Here is a 26,046-nt window from a genome sequence, read left to right as displayed (position 1 = left end):
CTTCCTAATTCAATTGTGTTTGTGTGTAAGTAGCCGGTCAACACCGGCAGGTGTATATCTGGTACAGGACTATCCGGATCAGAACTATCTGCATTCATTGTATACTCACCTCCTTTACAAATAAAAAAACCTTCCTAAAAGGAAGGTCTCTAAAGTCGATCAAAATGTATAACAAAACAGCAGTAAATGACCTCCCCACTCGTTTGAGTTTCGGCACTGTATAACGTAGAGTCAAGTTAAAACTCAGCCACCTTAAGTAAAACCTTATGTCGGTAATACCTGTTCTACCCATTGGCGTCTCTCGACATTTCCGGGCAGTGGCCTATGTTTATATAGGAGCCTCACCTAACGAGGAAGCACTATTTAGTTAAATACTATATTAAATATAAGACTGATCCCAAATAATGTCAATATAGTATTTGTAATCTTTTCGATAAATTTATAGATATTAAGTCTAAAAAAGGAGTTTAATTCTAATGTGAGTATACGTTTTCTTATAGTATATTTTTTATAGGATAGAATGGTTACTTCAGATTCTAGTTTTAGTGATTTAAGATAGGATGTAAATTAGAATTTAAATCTAACTTTTAAACAAGACTTATTTATATTGACAATATGTATTTTTTGATTTAATCTGTAGTTTATGTACTATTGCAAAGAGTAGAACAATATTGTGTTTTATCCGAATGGTTAAGTCTTTATTTATATTGCTGTTTTTAAATATCACAATACTAGAGCGGAGGATATTATGTTTAGTGTAAGAACAAAAGTTAACTTTTATGAAACGGATGCTATGGCTGTGGTTCATCACGCAAATTATTTTCGTTGGTTTGAAATGGGACGGGTTGAATTTTTGCGTAAAGCTGGAATTACATTGAATGAATTAATGGCAAAGGGAATTGTTTTTCCGATTACGGAGGTTTCATGTAAGTATAAGGCTTCTGCTAAATTTGATGATTGGATTGTGATTGAAGTGACGCCGACGGCTTTAACTCCTGTGAAAATGGCTTTTACCTATCAAGTGTTTCGTGAAGCAGATCATACTTTGTTAGCCGAGGGGACAACACAAAATCTATTTACAAACATGGAAGGGAAAATTATTCGTTTAGAGGCTGAGTATGTAGAAAAATTAAAGAAAATAGCAGAATTGTAAGATTTATTCTGTGTTTTATTTTTATATTGAAGTAATCCATGGGCTAAGGAGGGGGTGCAATGATTAATAAGAATGCACCAATCGGTATATTTGATTCGGGAATCGGTGGTTTAACGGTGGTAAAGGAAGTGCGTGCTTTATTACCACATGAAGATATTATTTATGTAGGAGATACAGCAAGAGTTCCGTATGGATCCCGAGCGACAGAGGAAGTAAAATGTTTTATGCATCAGACTTTACGATTTTTTGCAAAACAAAAAGTTAAGATGGTGGTATTTGCCTGTAATACGATGACAGCTTGTGGATTTTCAGAGGCTGCATCAATGTACCAATTTTTGCTTGTGCCAATGAATAGTGCTGTTAAAGACGCTATTGAAGTAAGTCCAACAAAAAAAATTGGCGTAATTGCTACCCAAGGGACAATCATGAATCAAATGCATAGCAGAGCGGCTGAAAAAATTGATGCTGAGGTAGAAATTTATGCGATGGCTTGTCCGAGTTTTGTTCCATTAATTGAAGGAGGAAAGATAAGAGGAAATGAGCTTGAACAGGTTACTTCTGAGTATATGAATGAATTTAGAGGGAGTGGAATTGATTCATTAATTTTAGGATGTACACATTATCCTTTGATCTGTGATATTTTGCAAAAATATGTTGGAAGTCAGATTCATTTAATCAACCCAGCGAAATCTACGGCAATGGATGCAATGAATCTCTTGCAAAGCGAACAGCTATTAACAGCGAAAGAGAGTATGGGAGATTTGACAATGTGTTTTTCGGCTGATATCGAAAAAGCTAAGCAAATGACCCATTTAATATTAAATACTGACAAAGCTAAATTTAATTTAATAAATTTAGCAGATTATTGATGTTTTTATGTAGATTTGACCAAATTTTTGATATAATACTAATATTGTATAGATTAGTATAATTGGGGGCGTAAGTTTTGGTAGTTTTATATGGTTTAGTAGGGATAGCAGTCATCGTTGTTTTAGCGACATGGTTGTATATTGAAAATAAGGGGAATGCTCAATTCGTAGTGAAAAATACTGAGCGCAGCGAATTTAAATTAGTCGCCCAGTCTCAAAAGAGTATTACTCTGCAATGTGAAGTTGAAATTGCAAATGAAGGTAAACAATGTGGCACAATTATGGATTGTTATAGCCGTCATTTAATGCCTTATGAATATTTTGATGGTGTTGAAGTGAATTCGCGGATTCAGCGTAAGGATGCATTGCGTGAGGATGACTATTTTGAATCGTTTATTATTTATCAACGAAGCAAAGCTATCTTAATCGTTGAAGTAGAACTTATTGCGCGTAAAGATGAGTCAATTAAAGATACTTTAGTTAATATGGTGGACATGCCAATTGATATTGTCTATCAAATGGTAACACGTAAGGATTGGCATATTGAGAAATCTAGAATTGAGCTAAAAGCGAGTGAGGTAGCTCAAGCTGTGGGAATTACTTTGGCATAATTTCAGTGAATGAAAGTTTATGCTGGGGAGATAAGCAGGTCTAGACTTCCTTCGAAGTGTTTTTATATAAATAGGGAGATGTAAAGATGGCGAATGTAGAAATTATACCGGTACCAACACGGATTTTAACAGATAAAGATAATATATTAGATGTAATGGATAAATACGTGAAAGATAAAATAGGTCCGAACGATGTAGTATCTGTGGCCGAGAGTGTAGTGGCGATTACACAAGGAAGAATTGTTAGACCAGAAGAAATACAGCCTTGTTTTTTGGCACGGGTTTTATGCAGATTTATTCATCAGGATGGGAGTTTAGCAAGTCCTTATGGAATGCAGGCGTTAATGAACGTAGAAGGTATGTGGCGTGTCTTTTTTGCTTTTATTGTTGGGATGCTTGCAATGGCAGTTGGTAAACGTGGCGTTTTCTATCAATTGGGTGGTGAACAAACAGCTTTAATTGATGATGTTACAGGTACGATGCCTCCGTTTGATAAACATATTGTATATGGACCAGCAAATCCACAAAATGTAGTGAATGAAATAAAAGAACGGTTAGGTTGTCACGGTGTAGTTATTGCTGATGTTAACGATTTGAAACGTTCTCGTATCGTTGGCGTAACCGAAGGTACAGATGGCGCAGTAGTTGCACATTTACTTATTGATAATCCGTTTGGCAATGCGTCACAAAAAACACCAATTGTAATTATAAAAAATTTTACAAAATATAATGGCTAGTGAAGAGTATGAAACCACGGCGAAAGAGGATAGACTATAATCTATCCTCTTTCCTTGTGTTTTGATAGATTTTAAGAAAAAATTGATTAACTAAGTTGCTGTTTTCACAAAGTAGTTATAAAATAAGAGGTAGCTAAAAATAGTAGAGGATTTGTATAAAATTCGCTTAAATGACGTTAACAAATTGATAGTAGGTGAAATTGTGATTAGAGTAGATGGACGACAAGTCGATGAAATGAGAAAAGTAAAAATAACTAGGAACTATTTAAAATACCCAGCAGGCTCGGTTTTAATTGAGTTTGGAAATACAAAGGTAATTTGTGCCGCGACAATTGAAGAAAGAGTTCCTCCATTTTTAAAAGGAAGTGGAGAAGGTTGGATTACGGCAGAATATTCTTTGCTTCCAAGTTCTACGCAAACACGTAATGCACGTGAATCAATGCGTGGAAAGGTGTCGGGAAGGACACATGAAATTCAAAGATTAATTGGTCGGTCACTTCGCAGTGTAATTGATTTAAAAGCATTAGGTGAACGAACCATTATGATTGACTGTGACGTTATTCAAGCGGATGGTGGGACAAGAACTGCTTCGATTACAGGAGCGTTTGTGGCATTGGTGGATGCTGTAGCTACAATTTATCATCCGGAGAAACCATTTCCGGTAAAAGACTTTGTTGCGGCAATTAGTGTTGGCTTATTAAAAGACGGCACATCTATCCTTGACTTATGCTACGAAGAAGATTCAAATGCTGCTGTAGATATGAATGTGATTATGACAGGAGAAGGTAATTTTGTTGAAGTTCAAGGAACTGGGGAAGAGCGCCCTTTTTCTCGGATAGAAATGAATGCTATGCTTGAAAAAGCCGAAAAGGGGATACAAGAGCTCATTGATTACCAAAAGGATGTACTTGGACAATTGGTTTGGAAAGTAGGGCGCGAACCGTGAAAGAAATTGTAATTGCCAGCAAAAACAAAGGAAAAATTGCAGAAATTGAAAAGTATTTTGCCACCTTACCGGTAAAAGTAATTTCATTGGCTGAATTTCCTGAGGTTGATGAGCCAATTGAAGATGGAGATACTTTTGAAAAAAACTCTCTCATTAAGGCAAGTTATTATGCTTTGCATACGGGGAAAGCTTGTTTGGCCGATGATTCTGGGCTAGAAGTAGATGCTTTAAATTATGCTCCAGGAGTGTATTCGGCTAGATTTGCGGGAGAACATGCTACTGACGCGGAAAATAACCAAAAATTATTAGTTTCATTAGAGAATATTTCACAAAATAAACGGCAAGCAAGATTTCGCTGTGCGTTAACATTTTTAGATACGGATGGTACTGTAATTACTTGCGATGGAAGTTGCGAGGGAGAAATTGCTTTTGCGCTTTCTGGTGATGGTGGATTTGGGTACGATCCTTTGTTTTATCTACCTGAATTAAATAAATCCATGGCACAATTATCAATGGAAGAAAAAAACAAAATTAGTCATCGCGGCAAGGCTTTAAAAAAAATGGCTGAAAAATTAGCAGGGTACTTAAGATGAGAATAGGTGTAATGAGTGATAGCCATGGTGATGAAGATGCGGTAAAAAAAGCTGTCCAAAGTGCAGGTAACGTCGATATTTGGTTACATGCAGGGGATTATTATCATGATGTTAACTTTATTCGCAAAAATCATATAACAAAAATTGTTTCTGTAGCAGGAAACTGTGATGGGATTGGAATAAAGTGTCCAGAAGAAGAGTTTGTTCAATGTGCAGGGAAAGAAATATGGATTTGTCATGGGCATCGGTATGGGGTTAAATCCAGTACTCGCGAATTAGAATGGATGGCTAAAACATATGAGGTTGATATTGCTGTTTACGGACATTCACATATTCCAGAGATGCATTGGGAAGATGAATTATTAATTTTAAACCCTGGAAGCGTATCGCGTCCTAGATTTAAAAATCCGACATTTGCCATTATTGAAATTGATGATTGGGGAAATATTAAACCTGAAATCATAGAATTGGTATAATTATCGTAAAATATATTTATTATATTATAATGAAAGTTTATTGTTTGGGGTTGTTTGGCTTATACAGCTCATAAAGGCACGAATAATCTAGCTTGAAAGGCAATTATATGTTTGAAATTCTTTTGAAAAATTGTTGAAATGGCATAGTAAATGTGCTATCATGTTGCTGTTGAGTATATAAAAAATTTATTATTGGGAGGGTCTGAATTGCGCGAAATTGATGTGAAACAAGTTACTGAAGTTGTTTCAAAAATGTGTAAAGAAGCAGCTTATTATTTACCGGATGATGTTTATGCAGCTTTGGTAGAAGGTCGTAAGACTGAAGAATCTCCAGTAGGTAGAGACGTTTTAGATCAAATCATTAAAAATGCTGAAATTGCAAAGGCTGAAGATAGACCAATTTGTCAGGATACGGGTATGGCTATCATCTTCTTAGAAGTTGGACAAGATGTTCATTTAGTTGGTGGTGATTTGGTTGAAGCAGTAAATGCTGGTGTAGCTGATGGTTACATAAGTGGTTACTTACGTAAATCTGTTGTGGCGGAACCGTTATTTGATCGTAAGAATACAACAAATAATACACCTGCGGTTATTTATACTTCCATCGTACCAGGTGACAAATTAAAAATTAAACTTGCACCAAAAGGTTTTGGCAGTGAAAACAAGAGCGGATTGAAAATGCTTGTTCCTGCTGATGGTGTAGAAGGCGTGAAAAAAGCTGTCCTTGATATTATCAAACATGCTGGTCCTAACCCTTGCCCACCAATGGTTGTTGGTGTAGGTATTGGTGGTACTATGGATAGAGCAGCTCTTCTTTCTAAAGAAGCACTTGTTCGCTCCATTAATGTTCGTAATGCACATCCTGAATATGCAAAATTAGAAAATGAACTTTTAGAAATGATTAACAAAACTGGTATCGGACCTCAACTTGGCGGTACGACAACAGCTCTTGCAGTTAACATTGAATGGTATCCTACGCATATTGCCGGTTTACCTGTTTGTGTAACGATCTGCTGTCATGCAATGCGTCATGCTGAAGTTGTGTTATAGGAGGGGAATGTAAAATGAGTGAAAAAATTCGTATTACAACGCCGTTAACAGAAGAAGTCTCTCGCAGCTTAAAAGCTGGTGATAGTGTACTTATCAGCGGAACGATTTTCAGTGCACGTGATGCTGCTCATAAAGCGATGACAGAAGCATTAGCACGTGGTGAAAAATTGCCAGTGGACTGGACAAATCAAATCGTTTACTATTTAGGACCAACACCTGCAAAACCTGGTGATCCAATTGGTTCTGCTGGTCCTACTACAGCTGGTCGTATGGATGCTTATACACCTACAATGCTTGATCAAGGTATTAAAGGGATGATTGGTAAAGGCTCCCGTAGCCCAGAAGTCGTAGAAGCAATGAAAAAACATGGTGTTACTTATTTTGCTGCTGTTGGTGGCGCAGCAGCACTTATTGCAAAATCGGTTAAAAAATACGAAGTGCTTGCTTATCCAGAACTTGGTCCAGAAGCAGTTGCTGCTTTAACAGTTGAAGATTTTCCAGCTATCGTAGTAATTGATTCAGAAGGTAATAACTTCTACGAACAGGGTCAAGCACCTTATCGTAAGTTATAATATTTGACTCGTGAGGGTCGCAAAAAATATAGGAGGTTTAACATGGGTAACAATGATTTTTATGTACGTCGTCTGCATTCATTATTAGGTGTAGTACCTGTCGGTGTTTTCCTATTGGAACACTTGATTACAGTTTCGACAGTAATGGGTGGGGCAAAAAGCTTTGACGATGCTGTAGCAAGACTTGCAGCAATTCCTCATGAACTTTTAATTTTTATGGAAGTTTGTTTTATCGCGATTCCGCTATTATTCCATGGTCTTTATGGTGCATATATTGCATTACAAGCTAGAAACAATGCAATTGGAAGATATGGGTATACTCGTAACTGGCAATTCTATTTACAAAGATTGACTGCTTGGTATACTTTATTATTTTTAATTGGTCATGTTGGCTATTTACGTTTTGCAATGAAAGGTTCAGGAGTACCAATTGATTTTGCACTTGTGAGCGCACATTTAAGCAATCCTATCATATTTGTATTATATGCGATTGGTGTAGTTGCAGCGGTATTCCATTTCACAAATGGTTTATTCACATTTACTATCACTTGGGGTATTGCAAAAGGTCCTCGCATTCAATCTGTAGTTAATAAATGTGCATGGGCTTTATGCGTGATTTTATCCGTATTAGGTGTAGTATCACTTACTCGTTTTATTGCTTAATAACATCGATATAGAGATGACGATTCTATATAATCTAGATTAAGGAGAGAACCTGCGTGAAAAGTAAAATTATAGTTGTAGGTGGCGGTTTATCCGGTTTGATGGCTACCTTAAAGATTTGTGAAGCTGGCGGCGAAGTAGAATTATTCTCCTATTGCCCAGTAAAACGCTCTCATTCCCTTTGCGCACAAGGCGGGATTAACGCATGTATGGATACAAAAGGTGAAAATGACAGCACATATGAACATTTTGATGATACTGTATATGGTGGCGACTTCCTAGCTGACCAAACGGCAGTAAAAGGTATGTGTGAAGCAGCGCCAAAATTAATTAAAATGTTTGACCGTATGGGCGTAACATTCACTCGTACAGATGAAGGTTTACTTGACCTTCGTAACTTTGGTGGTCAGAAAAATAAACGTACTTGTTTCTCTGGTTCCACAACAGGTCAACAACTTCTTTATGCACTAGACGAACAAGTGCGTGCATGGGAAGTAAAAGGCGCAGTTAAAAAATATGAATTCTGGGAATTCATTAAAATCATTAAAAATAAAGAAGGCGTTTGCCGTGGTATCGTAGCACAAAGCATGAATTCTATGGAAATCAGAGCTTTCCGTGCTGATACAGTTATCTTAGCTACTGGCGGTCCTGGTATGGTATTTGGTAGATGTACTGCTTCTACAATCTGTAATGGTTCGGCAGTATCCGCAGTATATCAACAAGGTGCACATATCGGTAATCCTGAATTTATTCAAATTCATCCAACTGCTATTCCTGGTACAGATAAGAACCGTTTAATGTCCGAAGCTTGTCGTGGTGAAGGCGGACGTGTTTGGGTATATAAAGATGGTAAACCTTGGTACTTCCTTGAAGAAATGTACCCTGCATATGGTAACCTTGTACCTCGTGACGTAGCATCTCGTGCAATTTATGATGTTTGCATGAATCAAAAACTTGGTATTAACGGCGAAAACAAAGTATATCTTGATCTCTCTCATATTCCAGCTGATTATTTGGAACATAAATTGGGCGGTATCATTGAAATTTATACAGAATTTGTTGGTGATGATCCTCGTAAAGTTCCAATGCAAATTTATCCTTCAGTTCATTATTCTATGGGCGGTATTTGGGTTGACAGAAAACATAACACAAATATTCCTGGACTTATGGCATCAGGTGAGTGTGATTACCAATATCATGGTGCAAACCGTCTTGGTGCTAACTCTCTTCTTTCCGCTGCATATTCGGGAACAGTTTCTGGTCCAGAAGCTATGCGTTGGGCTAAAGAAGGCGAAAAAGGGTCTGAACTTACAGATGCTGAATTAGCACAAGCAGAAAAAGAATGTCTTGACGAATATCAAGCGATCTTGAAAATGGATGGCTCTGAAAATGCACATCAACTTCACCATGAACTTGGTGATTTGATGAATAAATATGTAACAATTGAACGTGTAAATAAAGATCTTGACTACTGTTTTGCAGAAGTGAAAAAGATTCTTAAACGTTGGGAAAATATTGGTTTAACAGATAAAGGAAACTGGGCAAACCAAGAAGCTATGTTTGTAAGACAACTTCGCAATATGATTCTTTATGCTTTAGTTGTAACAAAAGCTGCACGTATGCGTGATGAAAGTCGCGGTGCTCACTTCAAACGCGAATTCCCTCAACGTGATGACGAGCGTTTCATGAAGATTACTGTTGCTGCTTATGATCCAGCTACTGAAGAACCTGTAATCAGTTATGAAGATTTTGATCATTCTTTAGTAAAACCTCGTCCTCGTAACTATGCTGTTGCTAAGAAGGAGGCTAAATAATCATGGCAGAAACTAAGAAAAAAGTACATTTTATTATTGAAAGACAAGATAGCCCTACAAGTGCTCCTTACACAGAAGAATTTGAAGTTGACTATCGTCCAGCTCTTAACGTAGTTGCGGCTCTTATGGAAATTCAAAAGAACCCTGTAACAAAAGATGGTAAAAAAACAACTGCTGTTGTTTGGGAATGTAACTGTCTGGAAAAAGTATGCGGTGCCTGTATGATGGTTATCAATGGCAAAGCTCGCCAAGCTTGTGCAGCTTTGATTGACCATTTGGAACAACCAATTCGTTTAGCACCAGCTCGTACTTTCCCTGTAATCCGTGACCTTATGATTGATCGTTCTGTAATGTTTGAAAGCTTAAAACGTGTACAAGCATGGGTGAAAGTTGACGGTACTTGGGAGGTTCATAATGACGCTCCTCGCCAAAACCCTAAAACTGCTGAAACTGCATACGAAATTTCTCGTTGCATGACTTGCGGTTGTTGTATGGAAGCTTGTCCTAATGTAAATGCAGGTTCTGATTTTATTGGTCCTGCACCTACAGTTCAAGCGCATTTATTCAACTTACATCCAATTGGAGCGTATTCTAAAGAAGAACGCTTGAATGCTTTAATGGACAAAGGTGGCATTGGTAGCTGTGGTAACAGCCAAAACTGTGTACAAGCATGTCCAAAAGATATCAAACTTACTGAATATCTAGCACAATTAAACAGAGATACAAATAAGCAAGCATTAAAAAACTTATTTAATAAATAAGAAATGTTTGTTAAAGCCCTGCGCTAAAGCGCAGGGCTTTTTATTTACAATTTTCTTTTTAAGTGTTAAAGTAATAGAGTTTAGAATAAAATTTTAAGAAAGAAATAAAAGTATGAACAAATTTTTTCAACTCTTTACATATACTTTGAATAAAAAAAACTTATTAACCGTAATGAGGGGGAGCTTTATGCTATACATTTTTCTGGTATTCGTTTTTATGGGAGTTATGACAAAAGCATGTTTTGCTTCTGGAATAACAAATTATCCACGTCTAAATACAGCAGAGTTTTGGCAAGGAATAGAGAAAAATGGCGATGAACTTATACTGAATGATGAAGAAGTAGCAAGATTTAATCAAGAAATAATAGATAGAAGTAACAGCGTATATGATTTAAGCAAATATCCAACATTAATTTCAGGAACTCAATTAAAAAAAATGTTAGAAACAGAGGTGCTAGATGAATCTGTTTTTATCGGGTCGCACCTTATGTCTAAGGCAGAAAAAGAAAGATTACGAAGTGAAAGAAATTTGACTGAGATTTTTGAAGATAATAAAGTTCAGTATGGCGTTGCTGTAAGAAGAAGTAATTTACGGACGTTACCGACAATGGAAGGGATATTTGAATCAGCCGAAGATAAAGAGTTTGATTACTTGCAAGAAACTGCAGTTGATCCATCTGAACCAGTCGTTATTTTACATGAAAGCAAGTCCAAAGAATTTTATTTTGTTCAAATGCGCAATTACTATGGCTGGGTATTAAAAAAGGATATTGCATTAGCGAATCGCGAAATGTGGCTCACCTATGTACAGCCAAATCGGTTTCTTACTGTCTTAACAGATAAGATAGTACTGCAAAGTGTAAATGAAGCTATAATTTATCAAATGGGGAGTAAGATAAAACTAGCAGAAAGTGCTGAAAGCTTTTATGAAGTAATTTTACCGACACGTAATGCAGATGGGAAATTAATAGAGATTTCTCAAAATATAGCGAAAACCATTGGGTTAATAGAAGGAAATTTGCCCTATACGAAAAATAACATTATCCAGCAATCCTTTAAGTTTTTGCAAGAGCCGTACGGCTGGGGTGGATTAAAAAATAGTGTGGATTGTTCAAGTTTTATTGCTGATATTTATCGCTCTTTTGGCATTGAGTTGCCGCGTAACGCAGATGAGCAGGAATTGACAGCAGGAAAATATATCCCTATGGCATCTATGTCAAGTGAAGAGAGACTGGATACTTTAAAGCAACTAAATGCTGGTGATGTAATTTTTTTTGACGGGCACGTAATGCTTTATCTAGGTATGACAAATGGTACACCTTATATTATTCATTCGTTAGGAAGCCATACACTTCATCAAAATGGCACAAAAGAAAAAGTTAGAGTAATGAAGGTTGTAGTTAGTGACTTATCCTTAAAGAGATATAGCGGAATTTCTTTTTTAGATGCACTAACAGGTGTAATATCATATCAATTTTAAATGGGGTTTTTAAATGACAAAGAATAAAGGCTTAAATGAGGTAACAATATCTAAATTAAAGAATCAAGTGCAAATGTTGCGCAAGCAGATTATTCACGTCAGCAACGATTTGGAATATGAACATTTATTGCATCAGATTCGAGATTTAAACCGAATTATACAGAAAAATTCCGGTAGTAAATAATATTACTACCGGAATTTTGTTTGCAATAAAATAAATTTGTGATAAACTAAATAAGAATTTTACTATTTAGGAAGTTGATGAAATGGAAAAAATAATAAAGGTACTTAGAGAAAATGGTTACAAAATTACACCACAAAGGCGTGCGGTTATCTTAGCATTATTAAAATGTGATAAATTTTTAACTGTGCAGCAGATTCTAGACTTTGTAAAGCAATCTAATCCAGATGTTAGCCTAGACACAGTATATCGCAATTTGGATATATTTGTTCAGTTAGGGTTGGTACATGAGATTCATACAAATAATAGAGAGGGAAATGTTTTTGAATTGATGATCTCAGGTCATCATCATCATTTGGTTTGTTTAAAATGTGGTGAGATGGAATGCATGGAAAATTGCCCTGTCAATGATAGATATTTTGAAGAAGCGGAGAAAAAAGGATTTGCAGTAAAAAGGCATATCTTTGAAGTGTATGGTTACTGTAAAAATTGTAAAGAGTTTAAAGAGTAATTTAGGAGGATTTAAGGTGTTAAGAAAGTTTTTTCATCATCATACAGGAAAAGCGGACGATAAGTGCAATAAATTATGCTGTACGAAAATAGATGGTTTTTCTGTTACGTTTGGGAAAAATGATGTTTTTCATGATGTGAATATTCATATTCATTGCGGGGAGTTAACCGCTTTAATTGGACCGAATGGTGCAGGTAAAAGTACTTTACTAAAAGCTATTTTAGGTGAGATTGATCATCAAGGGAATCTCTATTATTTTGATGCTAAAGGAAAACATACCGGAAATCCAGTGATTGGATATGTTCCACAATATTTGAATTTCGATTTAAGTACCCCTACGAGTGTATTGGACTTGTTTAGAGTGTCATTAAGCAATCGACCAGCTTGGTTTCAAAGTAAAGCAAAAGAACGGGAAAGTGTATTACATACATTGAAAAAGGTAAAAGCGGAACATTTAATAGATAGGCGATTAGGCGCACTTTCTGGAGGAGAATTGCAACGGGTGTTATTAGCTTTGGCACTTAACCCACTGCCTGACTTGCTCTTATTAGATGAGCCTGTATCGGGTGTAGACCAAAATGGATTAGAAATATTTTATGAAATTGTTTCGGATTTGAGAAAAAGTCATGATTTAGCAATTATTTTAATTTCTCATGATTTTAATTTAGTAGCAAAACATGCAGATAGAGTCGTGTTATTAGATAAGACAGTAGTTTGCAATGGAGTACCTAAAGAGGTATTTAGGGATGCACGGACACATAAGATTTTTGGGATGTTAGTAAATCAAGGAGAACGGGGGGAATAAAATGGAGTTCATTTATCAAGTTATCGATATGGTTTTGCCTTTTGAATGGCTGTCTTATACTTTTATGAAAAATGCTTTTTTAGCAATAATTTTGATTACTCCCCTATTTGGCTTATTAGGAACGATGGTTGTCAGCAATCGGATGGCTTTTTTTTCTGACTCATTAGGGCATGGTGCATTTACTGGCGTTGCGATAGGTGCACTCCTTGGAAGTATAGAGCCACTTTTATCAATTGTTCTTTTCTCCGTTCTTTTTGCAGGGATTATTACTTATATTAAGGGAAAGAGCAGTGCATCGACGGATACGATTATTGGCGTTTTTTCTTCAACAGCGATTGCTATTGGGCTTATGCTTATGTCATATGGAGGAAGTTTTAATAAATTTTCTTCCTATTTGATTGGAGATTTATTGAGTATTTCAGATAGTGACTTAGTTGTCCTTTTTTTCGTTTTTATTGCAGTACTTATTGTTTGGATGATTATATTTAATAAATTGCTTTTAATCAGTATTAATACGTCGCTTGCATCAAGTAGAGGTATTAATACTATGGCTATTGAAATGATTTTTGCGGCTATGTTAGCAATAGTCGTTGCAATTAGCATTCAATGGGTAGGCTTATTGATTATTAATTCGATGCTTGTCCTGCCTGCAGCGGCTGCTAGAAATATTACGAATAGCGTTCAGAGTTACCACTGCATATCTATTACATTTGCTTTGCTATCAGGTATCTTTGGGCTTGTTGCTTCATATTATTTTAATACAGCTACAGGGGCAACCATTGTCTTAATTTCGTCAATACTATTTTTTGTTACTTTAGTGATGAAACCTTACGCTGTGAAATGATAAAAATCTTAGATGAAGATTGGCTTTTATATGGGGTGACGTTGTGTTCGATGAAGAATCGTTAAATGATTTGGAGGAAATTTTTGTCTATGTAGATTTACTCAGTTCGATTATAGCTGTTATGGTATATTATGACCAAAGAAGAGTGGATAAGGAAGCAGAAGAAAAAGTAGCTCGAGAAGGAGTTATGCTACAGAATGAAATAAATGATATAAAATCTCGAATTGATGGTTTAGAGGAAAAATTGGATGTATTGATTGAAAATTTATTAAAAAATAATAAAAATATTGACAAGAGGATTAATCAATGATAATATATAAAAGCTAACTGATGCGGGAGTGGCGGAATTGGCAGACGCACCAGACTTAGGATCTGGCGCCTTTGGCGTGGGGGTTCAAGTCCCTTCTCCCGCACCATTTATTAAATTAAATATTTAGCTTTAAATAATAATCAATTCTAGCTCGGAGCATTCCGAGCTTTTTTATTTGCCTAGAAAATGTATTGGGATTTATAGCAAGAATAATTGAAGAAAAACTAAAATAAAGAAATAATTTATCTAATCTTTCCATAATATGTAAAAATATTTACTTTAAATGAAAATATGCTGATTTTTGTAAGATTTTATGGTAAAATAGAAAATAAAATGGTAGTAGGACAAAAGGCTGAGATACGAAAGAGAGTAGAGTTCTATGCTGAAAAATCAATTTGATGAGACAAGTTTAGAAAGACAAACTTTAGATGATGTAAGAGTAGAATATCTTGACCAGTCTGAGTTGAATCGAAAATCTGTTGCTAATGTATGTAATTTAGCAGATGGTGTAGCATTGCTTATTGCATTTATATCCTCTGCTTGTGACATGTCAAAAGTAGGGGAGTTTATAAAGAGATGTTTACCAGTTAATACAAAATTTATGATGATTTCTACAGCGGGAGAACTTTGTCATTTTGAAGGGAAAACTTCTATTTATCCGCCAAATCAAGTTGGCAGAAAGAAAATAGTTTTACAGGCATTTTCAAATAGAATGATTACCGATTGCCAAATTTTCACTATAGATTTGCCGAATGATGATTTATTAAAAAATGAGAGCGTAATGACGCCTAAAGAAAGAACCGACATTATTGTAGAAAAGTTAAAAAAACAGCCTGTTAGTATGTCGATTAATGCGCAAGATACGGTTGCACTTGCCTATATAGATGGAATGGCAAAATGTGAAACGTTTGTTATGCAAGCTGTATACGATAGTCAAAAATTTCCTTGTATTTTTGTTGGGGGATCGTCGGGAAATGATGAAGCCTTGGGAAGTGCGTATTTGTATGATGGGGAACGATTAATAGAAAATCATCTAATGGTTTGTTTGCTAAAAATAAACTCTGGATATAAATTTGGTATGTTTAAAAGTCAGGGATTTTGTCGCACTGAGAATTCCTTTATTATTGCAGATGGAAATCCTTCACTGAGATATGTTTCAAAAGTTTTGGATGAGCAAGGACGCTTTGTAGATTTTATTGATGCGCTAAAGCTGAAATTTTCTTGTAAAACAATAGAAGAGTTAGAAAAGATTATTTATAATTATAGTTTTGCAATAGATGTCAATGGAGAGATTTTTGCGCGAACAATTCTAAAAATTGATGAGATACAAAATAGAGTTTATTTTTATTGTGATATTGGCATTGGAGAAAAGCTTTTAGTTATTCATCGGGCATCTTTTTTAGAGACATTACAACGCGATTGGGATGCTTTTATGAAGAATAAACCCAAACCTTTTGCTGGAATACTGAATGATTGTATTACTAGGCGAGTAGTCAATAGTGAAGAACTTCATAAAATGAATCTTTTTAAAGATATTACAATCGGAGGATTTTCATGTTTTGGTGAGTTTATGGGGATTCCATTAAATGACACTTTAACGTCGGTTTTCTTTTTTAAAGTGGATAAAAATGCTTCATATGAAGATAAATATTATGATTATTTTCCTATTTATTACGCGGAATTTAAAGGGTACTTTCTATTAAGACGCTTGAAGCAAGTGCAGATTGTTAATAATTTAGAAAAGAAAGTCCTTGAAATTTTAAATGAATATCGTCGGGCTAAAAAAGGTGAAAAGAGCGAGCAGAATAAAAATCAAATGAATATTGATATGATTTTTTCTTCATTAATTACAGATTTTAATTATGATAAAGTATTGGAAAGACAGTATCAAGACAATCGAAAAGTAATTCTTGATACATTTGGTGAAGCTTCAGACGAAGAGAAAAAAGTGAGTTATGGCGAGATTGGAACGCTGATTTCTTATATGCAAATGGCATTGGATAAATTATCTTCTCAACGAAAACGCTTAGAAAAGAAAGTACAGATTATGGAAGAATCTATGTCGAGATATACAAAAGATGAGTTAACGGATGTATATACAAGAAGATTAGGTTACGAGATTATTCATCAATTATTAAATAACCCTATAAGTCAAGGGACGATATTAACCTTTGCTTTTATTGATTTAGATAATTTAAAAATTGCAAATGATTATTATGGGCATGAAGAGGGCGATGAATATTTACGTACAGTTGTTGGACTCTTAAAAGAAAAAACTCAGCCCCAGGATATTATTTGTAGATACGGTGGAGATGAATTTATTATTGTTTTCTCTAACCGTAATGAGAAAAAAGTTATAACTTTATTAGAGCGCATTAATAAAAATTTGAATTCTTTAAATAAAACAGAAAAAGATGGTTACCAACGATCTTTTGCTTTTGGCGTTTTAGAATATACCTATAGAGATGAACTGACTTTCGATGAAATTATGCAAATTTTAGATGCAAGAATGTATCAGCATAAAAGTAAAAACAAAATATTGAATAAAAAGAAAATGCATAGAGTATGATAGGGATAATATAAAGATTTGTTAAGAAAAATTTTTATCCGATGGCTAATGGGCGGTTTCAGGAGAAGATAAAACTACTACGGAAATCGTTTTGTCTTTAAAGTAAATTATTTTTACTCGACTTACTGCCTTATATATGATATAATATTATTCGTTATGATTTGCGCCTGTAGCTCAGTGGATAGAGCGCTGCCCTCCGGAGGCAGGTGCGTAGGTTCGATTCCTACCAGGCGCACCAGTTAAATACTTTATATGAAAAATATGAATGAGAATTGATAAATAAAGAATGGGTAGATAAGATATCTTATCTACCCATTCTTTATTTATCAATTCTCGTACTAAAAATCCGATTAAAAATGTTTGATTATTTTCCATTAAAATTTGGTCTAGTTTGAATTTATTATGGTTTTTGCTTTAAGTTTTAGCAACCCGATTAATTAACCTTTAGCATTCTTATTGACACAATTACACTAATTATAGAACCACAAAGAAAAAATAAGGAATAAAGCAGTCTGAGTTTATCGGTAGTAATTATGTAAGATTGCATAAAAATCCCTCACGAATATATTTTTTATAGTATATGATCTCTGTGTTAAGAGAGATACTTAAATGTTCGTAATATAAATTATATTTATTTTTTATAAGATATATTAACAAAATGAAATATAGTGTAAAATAATGAAAAGAGTAAAATTTTGTAGTGTTATATCACATTGAAAGAGCTCCGTTAAACTAAAAAAATAATAAAAGCATTATCAGCTTAATTTTATTTAATAAATATGAATAAACGAAATAGAGGGATGATTATGTTAGTTTATGTCATTGGTGGAGTTCTACCTTGTTCGCCAGTATACATCTCCTGTTACCAATCGCCACTATGTAACTAAAGGAAAATTGATTGATTGGAATGGAATAGACGCACATATTGAATATATTTCTGATGAAACTGAACGTATCAATAATCAGAAAAATATTTTAGAGCTGAATAAAAAACTTATGATTAGTGAAAATTTATTGCAAGCTGTGATTTCACATTCTGGATTATTTTTTTTGGAGTATGATGTACAGAAAAACTGTGCAATGCTGGATGAAAAATCTCAAAAGGAACTTAATCTACCACGATTCGTCGAAAATTATGTAGAAACATTAATTAGAAAGAACATTATCCTTTCTGAATTTATTGAACCTTTTAGAAAATTACATCATGATCTAAAATGTGGAGTTAGAGAAGCAGAGCAAACGATTAGAGTATTACTGCCTAAGTTATCACGAACCAGCTGGGTGAAAATTTGTTATACAAATATTTTTGATGAAAAAGGAACCCCGATTAAAGAAATCGGAACGGGGCAAAATCATGATAGGTATAAAGAACTGGAAGAGCAATTTTTAATTTCAGCCAAACAAATGGGGATTACCACGTGGATATATAATATTGAAAAAAGGCAAATTCATTTAAATAATAACTTGCAGGACAATTATGGATTAAAATCTATTATTAATAATGTCCCAGACAGCATGATTGCAAGAAAAATTATTCACCCAGATGATATAGAGACTTATCGTAGAATGCATGAAGATATATTTAATGGGGAAAAAATATAGAAGTAATTCTTCGGATTTTCTCAAAAAATAAACAAGAATATCGTAGGGAAAAGATCAGTTATACCGTAGTTTATGATTATTTGAACAATCTGATTCGAGCGATTGGCAGTGGGATTGATATTACCGAAGAATTTATTGATCAGACTAGATATAAAGAGCAGATTAATGTAATTTCTACTTTTGAATTAAATTCTATCGGCAGTTTTCGTTTTAATTTAACAAAAAATTGGTGATATAGTCCTTATCCTAGCGTTTTAAAGCTGCAGGAAGCCGGAACTGTAGATGGATTTTTTGAATACGGTTATTCGCAACATGCAAATGCAGATGATTTAATAGAATTTCGTAAAATTTTTAATCGTAAAAGTTTAATTGCACATTTTCATAAAGGGGAGGACCGTTTATCTTTTGAGCATAGGTATTATATGGAGGATGGTTCGATTGAATGGATTAAAAGTTATATTAATATGACAAAAAAACCCTATACGAATGATGTGGAAGCGATAATTTATGCAATCAATATCAATGATCAAAAAATTATCGAGGCATTAACGGATACGGTGATAAAAAATAATTATGATTTTATCATGTTAATTGATGCTGTGAAGGGGACAACGCGAACTTATGGGATAGAAAAAGATAGGCCGTTTTTTAGCGAATATGATGATGTGAATAGAGTTAGTAGGGCGTTTTTGAGTAGATGTTATGTAGGCGATGATTTTGAAGAGTTTATTAGAAAAACAAGTATTGCTGGATTGGTGAAAAGTTTAGCGATGAAATCACGTGATAGTTTATTTTATTCTTTAAAATCTTCTGAAGGGCAGTTATATCATAAATGTTTTACTTATTCTTATTTAGAAGCAGGAAGTCAGCTTATTTGTTGTGTGATTCGCGATATTACGGATGTATATGAAGAAGAAAAAAGAAAGAATATAGAAATGAAAAATGCGCTTGATCTTGCCAATAAAGCGAATAAGGCCAAGAGTATTTTTCTTTCCTAAAATGAGTCATGAAATTAGAACACCGATGAATGCGATTTTTGGTATGACTAAGTTGGCTTTAGATGAAGTTGAGGATTCTTTAGCAGTGAGATATTTGAATAAAATTTATTCAGCTGGTGAATATTTGCTCCGGCTAATTAATGATATTTTAGATATATCCAGAATTGAACAAAATAAAATAGAATTTATATCAGAAGTTGTTGAGGTCGATAAATTCTTTGATAATATTGTTTCAATTATAAAACCTCTGGCAGAGGAAAAGCAGATAAATTTTAAATTTATAAAAAATGAGAGTCGGTATCCATATCTTAAATTTGATAAAATACGCGGGCAGCAAGTCTTTGTAAATTTAATCTCTAATGCGATAAAATTTACTCGTACAGGTGGAAATGTTGAAGTTTATATTGAATTTTTAGAAGAAAATGATAAGGTTGCCAAGACAAAGCTGGTGGTCAAGGATAATGGGATTGGCATGAGTGAAGAGTCTAGTTGAAGTATCGGGTGGTCGTATTAGTGTTGAAAGTAAGCTTGGCGTTGGTACTACTTTTACTGTTTATAAGAATTTTGAAGTGGTCAGATATATAGAAGCAGGAGAAAAGGCGGTAACAGATAAGTTAAACTTTAATGGCAGACGAGTATTGGTTGTGGAAGACAATGAAATTAATATGGAAATCGCTCTTGCTATCCTTGTGAAAAAAGAGCTTTTGGTTGAAACCGCAAAAAATGGACAAGAGGCTTTGAGAATGTTTGAAAAATCCCCACTTTGGTATTATGATTCTATTTTAATGGATATCAAAATGCCAATTATGGATGGATTAACAGCAGCGAGGAGTATTCGTTTATTAAATCGAGAAGATGCGGCCGCTGTGCCAATTATTGCGATGACAGCAAATGTTTTTGATTCTGATATTGAAGAATCAAAACAGGCGGGGATGAATGATCATATAGCAAAGCCGATTAATACCGATTTACTATATGAGGTTTTGGGAAAGGTTCTAGGAAAAACTAGATTTGACTAATCTGCTTTTTTAAGATAAAGTAATTCTATTATCAGAGAATTTTTGTCTATTGGAGGTAATCGTTATGCAGTTATGGTGCACAGAAAATCAAACTGAATATCTTGGCTTAACAACAAGGGTAAAAGAAACTCTTTTTACTGGAAAATCTGAGTTTCAGGATGTTGCAGTAGTAGATTCATATCAATTTGGCAGAATGCTTGTTTTAGATGGAGTTTTCCAAACGAGTATTGCAGAAGAATTTGTTTATCATGAGATGATTGCGCATGTTCCGCTTTATATGCATCCGAATCCTAAACGTGTTTTGGTCATTGGCGGTGGTGATGGTGGAGCTGTACGTGAAGTTGTACGCCACGATAGTGTAGAAAAAGTTGAAATGGTGGAAATTGATGGTATGGTAGTTGAAGCTGCTAAGAAGTATTTACCGGAAATTAGCGTGGCAATGCGTGAAAACCATCCTAAGCTAGAGTTGAAAATTGGTGATGGAATTGCTCATATGGCGGCTGCAGAAAATGCGTATGATGTAATTATTGTAGACTGTTCTGATCCAATTGGTCCAGGAGAAGGCCTATTCACAAAAGAATTTTATAAGAATGTACATAAAGCACTCAAAGAGGATGGTTTATTTGTTCAGCAGACAGAATCGCCTTTTTATCATCAAGAATTAATTAAAAAAATTGCGAAAGATGTAAAAGACATTTTCCCGATTCATGATATGTATTTAGCATATATTCCAATTTATCCAGGTGGAATGCATTGTTTTACTATTGGTTCTAAAAAGTATAAACCAATGGATGTAGATTTAACAAATCGTCAAAAGTTAGAAACTCGTTATTACACAGCAGCAATACAAAAAGCATGTTTCGCATTGCCTCAATTCGTACAAGAGTTAATTAAATAATGATAAATTGGCTGTCTTAATATAAAAATTTAAGGCAGCCATAAATTTATCCTTATAATATAATTAAATTGAGTTACTACTAAAATATTCCGTAATAAAAATCAGAATTTATCTGACTGTATCTTTAAAAATTTAAAGATATAATATAAATGGAAAATTTTATTTATAATTATATAGGGGATGAGAAGAGATGCAGAGAAGCAAGATAATGAGACGTATGGTGATTGCAGGTCTAACAGCTGCCGTGATTGGGTTAGGTGGAAGTTTTGTCAGTCAACAGCAAGCTTATGCAAAAGCAAGTTTTGATGTATTTGATTTTGAGCCACATCGTGGTGGCCGTGATGCACGTCCAGAGAATACGTTATACTCTTATGCATATGCAATGGAAATGGGAGCTACATCAATTGAATGTGATATGCAATTGACAAAAGATAATCGTATTGTGATGAGTCATAATCCAATTTTAAATCACAAGATCACAAGGGATAAAAATGGAAATTATGTAGAAGATGGAAAATACGATATTCGATTAATGACATTAGATGAACTTAGAAAATTTGATGTGGGCGTTATGGATCCTAATTGTGGAGAGTACTATGAAGGGCATGGGAAGACTCAGATAACAGTATCAGGTGCACAGATACCGACGTTAGATGAATTGTTTGAATTAATTCAGGAATATGGAGATAAAAAAGTTATTGTCAATGCAGAAACAAAATCTTATCCTGACCCATTATCTGGGGATGCTTATAAAAATAGTGTAGATCCTGTTCGGTTTGTAAAAGCATTTAATGATGTTGTTAAAAAATATGGTATGGAAGATCGCGTTTTATTACAGTCGTTTGACTGGAGAACTTTAATTGAAATGAAAAAAATAAATCCAAATATTTCCTTGGTGGCTTTATGGCAGGAACAGCCTTCTTGGGGGCCTGATGCAGTATCATTAAGAGCATACCAGAAAGGAAAATCCCCTTGGCTTGGTGGATTGGATATTGATGATTATCAAGGCAATCCAATTTTAGCGGCAAAAGCGATTGGGGTGGATATTGTATCACCTTATTATCCGGAAATTTCCAAGCAAGATGTCGATTTGGCACATGAGCTTGGAATGAAAGTAGTTCCTTGGACAGTAAACAGTGTAACTGATATCAATATGATGATTGATATGGGTGTGGACGGTATGATTTCAGATAAGCCTTGGGTTTTACGCAGTGTGTTAGAAAAACGCGGAATTAAATTGCATGAGCCAACGATAAATCCTAAGAGTAAATATCATACGGGTGTAGATTATATAGACGTAAAAACGAAAAAAATGGCTGGCGGTGGGGATTCCGCAGAATAAACAATAAATAACGCTTTAGACAGGTTCGGGAGAACCTGTCTATTTATATATCAAATTGATTTTTAGGAAGAATTTAATTTGATATATAAATAGATAATTTTTCATTTCACACTTTGGGGAAATTTTTGCATGTTAGATATAGTTTTGATAAAATTAATAAAATATAGAGGGGAGGTAAATCATATTGATTTATGCTTTAAAAAATATAGCCGCTTTTTTATTACCACCAGGTATTTTTATTCTTCTTTTCTTTTTCGTAAGTATTTTAATTTGGCGAACGAATCGGTTTTGGTCAAAAATTTTGATGGGAATTACATTAGTTTTTTATATTTTTTCTACTTCCTATGTTAGTTCTTATTTAATTCATTCTTTAGAAAGTCAATATACGGTTCCAGAAACGATTCATGGGGATGTTATCATTATGCTGGGTGGAGGTGCTACAGTGGAAACGCCGGATATTGATGGAGAGGGCAACTTATCTGGTAGTGCAGCAAATCGTTTATTGATGGCAGCGAGGTTACAACATCAACTAGAGATTCCGATTATTGTGTCTGGTGGAAAGGTTTTTTCTGATTCAGGCAGAGAGGCTTTAGTTGCAAAGAGAATGCTAATGGGGATTGGTGTTGAAGAAGAAAAAATCATCATTGAGGACAATAGTTTAAATACACGGCAGAATGCACAATTGGTACATGAAATTATGAGGCAAAATGGATATGAAAAAGCAATCTTAGTTACATCTGCATTTCATATGGAGCGCTCTATGATGAATTTTAAGAAAGAAGGCATTGATGTTTTGCCTGTTCCAGCGGATTACTTAGTAAGTGGTAAAAATGACTTTTATTTAAATAAAATAGTTCCATCAAGTTCCGCTCTACAAGCTTCCTGTATATTTTTTCATGAATGGTTAGGTATATTAGGTGGAAAAATAATGAAATGAAAAAAATCCATATGTATGTAAGTGAATGCATACATATGGATTTCCTTTTACTTATTGATGAGTTTTGCAATATTTTTCAAGTTGATAGAAACGGTACCATTTTGATTATTGACAAATTCAACGTAGTCTTGATTTTCAAAGTATTCAACAGGAATAATTAACTCAATACCTGTGTCAGTTTTAATTCTATGCGTTTTTGTTTTTTTGATAGCAAATTCACGATCAAGATTCACTTGAGGGCTGATTCCGGCAGTTTGAATCTCTTTAATGTATTCCTCTTGCAACATAGGGGAAGAGGCAAAGACTTGCCTACCTAACGCTTCGGGATTTACAGATTCAGAGTATTCAATATTATCTACAATGTAATTTTTAGCTTTTACTATGGCATCGACGCTATTTTGCCCATGATCTTCAGCTATTTTTTTGGCAATTGTCTGCATGGCTTTTAATGAGTCTTTACTTGATAGTTGAAAGTTACATTGCAAGATATAGTCAGAAAGAAGAAATGCAGCATCACCATCGATAGAGTATTTTTTATCTGTAAATTTAATTTCTAATGTTTCAGCATTAATAAATGCACATTCATCAATTTTTTGTGATAACATGGGCATAATCGCGTAATGGTTGATAATATCATTTTTAACACCACCATCATCTTGCATGACTTGATGAACAAAGCCCATACGATTATTACATTTTAATAAAGCGATATAACGGACAGTATCCACATCAATATCACAAATTAACAAATCGGCAGATTCAGGATTTTCGACCCGTTGAATCATCGTATAAGCATGATTGGCGAGTGTTTTAGAAAAATCAACAAAAGGAATTTCCTCATTTAAATAACTGATAAGGGAAGCTTTAAATGGACTGGTTTCATAAAAATTACCTGTTTTAAGATTAGTGTCGGTAAATGATTTTTCTAAGTGTTTTAGCAAGAATGTTTCTACACTATTTTCTATGGCTAATTCTTTATCAGAAAAAACAGTTACACCTGAGTTGAAATCAAATATATGTAATATAGAATGATTAATAATAATCATCGAAATACCTCTTTCTTTATGTAAAGTAAAAGTTTTGACTGGAAATAAGCGAAGTGCAAGTATTATTTCCAGTCAGAAACGTTTGGAATGCTATTTTAAATTTTCAGGATTGAGTCCTTGAAGTTCTGGTATGGTGAAGAGTCCATCTTTTCTGATTAATACATCATCAAAATAGATTTCACCACCGCCATATTCAGAAGTTTGAATACAAACTAAATCCCAATGAATGGAGGAGGAGTTTCCATTATTCGCTTCTTTATAAGCCATACCTGGGGTAAAATGAAAACTTCCGGAAATTTTTTCATCAAATAAAGTATCTTTCATCGGCTTTGTGATATATGGGTTTACACCAAGTGCGAATTCACCGATAAAACGAGATCCGTCATCAGTATCAAATACCTTATTGATTTGCTCTGTATGATTTGCTGTTGCATTTACAATTTTTCCGTTTTTGAATTCTAAAGAAATATTTTCGTAAGATACCCCCTGATAAACGGCAGGTGTATTATAGGATAGTTTTCCGTTTACAGAAGTCTTAACTGGTGCGGTATAAACTTCACCATCGGGAATATTGCGGAGACCGCAACATTTTACTGCGGGAATATCTTTGATCGAAAAAGTCAAATCGGTATTAGGACCCACGATTTTTACTTTGTCTGTATGATTCATTAGCTGAATAAGTGGTGTCATTGATTCAGCCATTCTTGCATAATCGAGGTTACATACGTTGAAATAGAAATCTTCAAACTGTTCACTGCTCATATTAGCAAGCTGTGCCATTGCACCATTAGGATAGCGCATAACGCACCATTTCGTATGAGGAACACGGATATTACTGTGGACTGGATTCTGCCAATACTGCTGATATAAACTCATTTTTTCACTTGGTACATCGGAGAGTTCACTGACATTTTGACTTGCGCGTATACCGAGATAGGCATTCATGTCACGCATACGTATAGATTCATAAGAGGCAATAAAGTCGAGTTGCTCTCTGCTTGCACCTAGCAATAGTTCTCTTTGTAAGACATTGCTTTTGACGGTTAGGAAAGGAAGTGCACCTACTTTGTATACTTCTTTAATCAATGCTTTTGCAAGTGGATGTGCGTCGTCGAATACTTCAATGAGGATTTTTTCACCTTTTTGCAATCTTGTTGAGTAGTGAATTAATTGATGAGCCAATTTTTCTATTCTTGGATCCATGAAATAAAGACTCCTTTAGATGTTATTTAGCGTTTAAAGCTAGTATTAGATAGAAT

29 protein-coding genes, 2 tRNA genes and 1 riboswitch are annotated in these 26,046 nt (G+C 34.5%); of the genes, 29 read left to right on the top strand and 2 right to left on the bottom strand.

What is annotated here, in order from left to right; all coding sequences use genetic code 11:
• Positions 1–187: 187 nt before the first annotated feature.
• Positions 188–360, bottom strand: a riboswitch (M-box (ykoK) riboswitch).
• A gap of 388 nt (positions 361–748) precedes the next feature.
• From ACWZFG_RS05095 to ACWZFG_RS04955, 29 genes are all read left to right on the top strand, one after another.
• The gene (locus ACWZFG_RS05095; RefSeq protein ID WP_177504384.1) at positions 749–1,153 is read left to right on the top strand and encodes an acyl-CoA thioesterase; all 405 of its coding nucleotides are present in this window, start codon (positions 749–751) and stop codon (positions 1,151–1,153) included.
• A 59-nt stretch (positions 1,154–1,212) separates the two neighbouring features.
• Entirely contained in the window at positions 1,213–2,022 is an 810-nt protein-coding gene (murI, locus tag ACWZFG_RS05090) for a glutamate racemase (protein WP_177504383.1), read from the top strand.
• 77 nt (positions 2,023–2,099) lie between these two features.
• Complete coding sequence (locus ACWZFG_RS05085) at positions 2,100–2,633, top strand: hypothetical protein (RefSeq protein WP_177504381.1); 534 nt, start codon at positions 2,100–2,102, stop codon at positions 2,631–2,633.
• Between the two features lie 86 nt (positions 2,634–2,719).
• Positions 2,720–3,370 (top strand): coenzyme F420-0:L-glutamate ligase, encoded by a 651-nt coding sequence (locus ACWZFG_RS05080; RefSeq protein WP_147670485.1) that lies wholly within the window; start codon positions 2,720–2,722, stop codon positions 3,368–3,370.
• A gap of 202 nt (positions 3,371–3,572) precedes the next feature.
• Positions 3,573–4,316, top strand: coding sequence for a ribonuclease PH (rph, locus tag ACWZFG_RS05075; RefSeq protein ID WP_418626707.1), 744 nt, complete (start codon positions 3,573–3,575; stop codon positions 4,314–4,316).
• Positions 4,313–4,909 carry an XTP/dITP diphosphatase gene (locus tag ACWZFG_RS05070; RefSeq protein ID WP_177504380.1) on the top strand — a complete coding sequence of 199 codons (597 nt, stop codon included), beginning with the start codon at positions 4,313–4,315 and terminating at the stop codon, positions 4,907–4,909. Before rph ends, ACWZFG_RS05070 begins: the two co-directional genes overlap by 4 nt.
• Positions 4,906–5,385 carry a metallophosphoesterase gene (locus ACWZFG_RS05065; RefSeq protein ID WP_177504378.1) on the top strand — a complete coding sequence of 160 codons (480 nt, stop codon included), beginning with the start codon at positions 4,906–4,908 and terminating at the stop codon, positions 5,383–5,385. Before ACWZFG_RS05070 ends, ACWZFG_RS05065 begins: the two co-directional genes overlap by 4 nt.
• Positions 5,386–5,592: 207 nt before the next feature.
• On the top strand, positions 5,593–6,435 hold the full coding sequence (locus ACWZFG_RS05060) for a fumarate hydratase (RefSeq protein WP_177504377.1): 843 nt from the start codon (positions 5,593–5,595) through the stop codon (positions 6,433–6,435).
• Positions 6,436–6,449: 14 nt separating this feature from the next.
• Complete coding sequence (locus ACWZFG_RS05055) at positions 6,450–7,007, top strand: Fe-S-containing hydro-lyase (RefSeq protein WP_147670494.1); 558 nt, start codon at positions 6,450–6,452, stop codon at positions 7,005–7,007.
• 42 nt (positions 7,008–7,049) lie between these two features.
• Positions 7,050–7,670 (top strand): succinate dehydrogenase, encoded by a 621-nt coding sequence (locus tag ACWZFG_RS05050; protein ID WP_177504375.1) that lies wholly within the window; start codon positions 7,050–7,052, stop codon positions 7,668–7,670.
• 101 nt (positions 7,671–7,771) lie between these two features.
• Positions 7,772–9,484 carry a succinate dehydrogenase flavoprotein subunit gene (sdhA, locus tag ACWZFG_RS05045; protein WP_418626708.1) on the top strand — a complete coding sequence of 571 codons (1,713 nt, stop codon included), beginning with the start codon at positions 7,772–7,774 and terminating at the stop codon, positions 9,482–9,484.
• A gap of 2 nt (positions 9,485–9,486) precedes the next feature.
• Positions 9,487–10,245, top strand: coding sequence for a succinate dehydrogenase iron-sulfur subunit (gene sdhB, locus ACWZFG_RS05040; protein ID WP_177504370.1), 759 nt, complete (start codon positions 9,487–9,489; stop codon positions 10,243–10,245).
• A gap of 187 nt (positions 10,246–10,432) precedes the next feature.
• Positions 10,433–11,725 carry a C40 family peptidase gene (locus ACWZFG_RS05035; protein ID WP_177504369.1) on the top strand — a complete coding sequence of 431 codons (1,293 nt, stop codon included), beginning with the start codon at positions 10,433–10,435 and terminating at the stop codon, positions 11,723–11,725.
• Between the two features lie 13 nt (positions 11,726–11,738).
• Entirely contained in the window at positions 11,739–11,909 is a 171-nt protein-coding gene (locus ACWZFG_RS05030; protein ID WP_177504367.1) for a hypothetical protein, read from the top strand.
• A gap of 82 nt (positions 11,910–11,991) precedes the next feature.
• Positions 11,992–12,417, top strand: coding sequence for a Fur family transcriptional regulator (locus ACWZFG_RS05025; protein ID WP_147670505.1), 426 nt, complete (start codon positions 11,992–11,994; stop codon positions 12,415–12,417).
• A gap of 16 nt (positions 12,418–12,433) precedes the next feature.
• Positions 12,434–13,222 (top strand): metal ABC transporter ATP-binding protein, encoded by a 789-nt coding sequence (locus tag ACWZFG_RS05020; protein WP_455577216.1) that lies wholly within the window; start codon positions 12,434–12,436, stop codon positions 13,220–13,222.
• A 1-nt stretch (position 13,223) separates the two neighbouring features.
• Complete coding sequence (locus ACWZFG_RS05015) at positions 13,224–14,066, top strand: metal ABC transporter permease (protein WP_177504365.1); 843 nt, start codon at positions 13,224–13,226, stop codon at positions 14,064–14,066.
• Positions 14,067–14,109: 43 nt separating this feature from the next.
• A complete protein-coding gene (locus ACWZFG_RS05010) occupies positions 14,110–14,376 on the top strand; it encodes a hypothetical protein (protein WP_177504363.1) in 267 nt (88 codons plus the stop codon).
• Positions 14,377–14,398: 22 nt separating this feature from the next.
• Positions 14,399–14,482: transfer RNA gene (locus tag ACWZFG_RS05005), tRNA-Leu, on the top strand.
• 273 nt (positions 14,483–14,755) lie between these two features.
• On the top strand, positions 14,756–16,945 hold the full coding sequence (locus tag ACWZFG_RS05000) for a sensor domain-containing diguanylate cyclase (protein ID WP_455577215.1): 2,190 nt from the start codon (positions 14,756–14,758) through the stop codon (positions 16,943–16,945).
• A 163-nt stretch (positions 16,946–17,108) separates the two neighbouring features.
• Positions 17,109–17,183 (top strand) — tRNA-Arg (locus ACWZFG_RS04995).
• A 578-nt stretch (positions 17,184–17,761) separates the two neighbouring features.
• The gene (locus ACWZFG_RS04990) at positions 17,762–18,547 is read left to right on the top strand and encodes a hypothetical protein (protein WP_455577214.1); all 786 of its coding nucleotides are present in this window, start codon (positions 17,762–17,764) and stop codon (positions 18,545–18,547) included.
• Positions 18,548–18,627: 80 nt separating this feature from the next.
• Positions 18,628–18,780, top strand: a complete 153-nt coding sequence (locus tag ACWZFG_RS04985) for a hypothetical protein (protein ID WP_455577213.1) — start codon at positions 18,628–18,630, stop codon at positions 18,778–18,780.
• Positions 18,781–19,011: 231 nt separating this feature from the next.
• On the top strand, positions 19,012–19,545 hold the full coding sequence (locus ACWZFG_RS04980; RefSeq protein WP_455577212.1) for a hypothetical protein: 534 nt from the start codon (positions 19,012–19,014) through the stop codon (positions 19,543–19,545).
• Position 19,546: 1 nt separating this feature from the next.
• Positions 19,547–20,038, top strand: a complete 492-nt coding sequence (locus ACWZFG_RS04975) for a sensor histidine kinase (RefSeq protein WP_455577211.1) — start codon at positions 19,547–19,549, stop codon at positions 20,036–20,038.
• Positions 20,022–20,564: an ATP-binding response regulator gene (locus tag ACWZFG_RS04970; RefSeq protein WP_455577210.1), complete on the top strand. Its 543-nt coding sequence runs from the start codon at positions 20,022–20,024 to the stop codon at positions 20,562–20,564. Before ACWZFG_RS04975 ends, ACWZFG_RS04970 begins: the two co-directional genes overlap by 17 nt.
• A 64-nt stretch (positions 20,565–20,628) precedes the next feature.
• Complete coding sequence (gene speE / locus ACWZFG_RS04965) at positions 20,629–21,462, top strand: polyamine aminopropyltransferase (protein ID WP_455577209.1); 834 nt, start codon at positions 20,629–20,631, stop codon at positions 21,460–21,462.
• 190 nt (positions 21,463–21,652) lie between these two features.
• Complete coding sequence (locus ACWZFG_RS04960) at positions 21,653–22,804, top strand: glycerophosphodiester phosphodiesterase (protein WP_177504350.1); 1,152 nt, start codon at positions 21,653–21,655, stop codon at positions 22,802–22,804.
• A gap of 184 nt (positions 22,805–22,988) precedes the next feature.
• A complete protein-coding gene (locus ACWZFG_RS04955) occupies positions 22,989–23,741 on the top strand; it encodes a YdcF family protein (protein ID WP_177504348.1) in 753 nt (250 codons plus the stop codon).
• Between the two features lie 47 nt (positions 23,742–23,788).
• Here the strand turns inward: ACWZFG_RS04955 and ACWZFG_RS04950 are convergent, their stop codons facing one another.
• Both ACWZFG_RS04950 and ACWZFG_RS04945 read right to left on the bottom strand, forming a co-directional pair.
• Positions 23,789–24,787 carry a nucleoid-associated protein gene (locus ACWZFG_RS04950; RefSeq protein ID WP_177504347.1) on the bottom strand — a complete coding sequence of 333 codons (999 nt, stop codon included), beginning with the start codon at positions 24,785–24,787 and terminating at the stop codon, positions 23,789–23,791.
• A gap of 90 nt (positions 24,788–24,877) precedes the next feature.
• Positions 24,878–25,990, bottom strand: a complete 1,113-nt coding sequence (locus ACWZFG_RS04945) for an aminopeptidase (protein ID WP_177504345.1) — start codon at positions 25,988–25,990, stop codon at positions 24,878–24,880.
• Positions 25,991–26,046: the final 56 nt, after the last annotated feature.

The organism is Anaerosinus sp., assembly GCF_965318445.1.
Note: the sequence above shows the minus strand (reverse complement) of the source record. Positions and strands in the feature narration are given on the sequence as shown.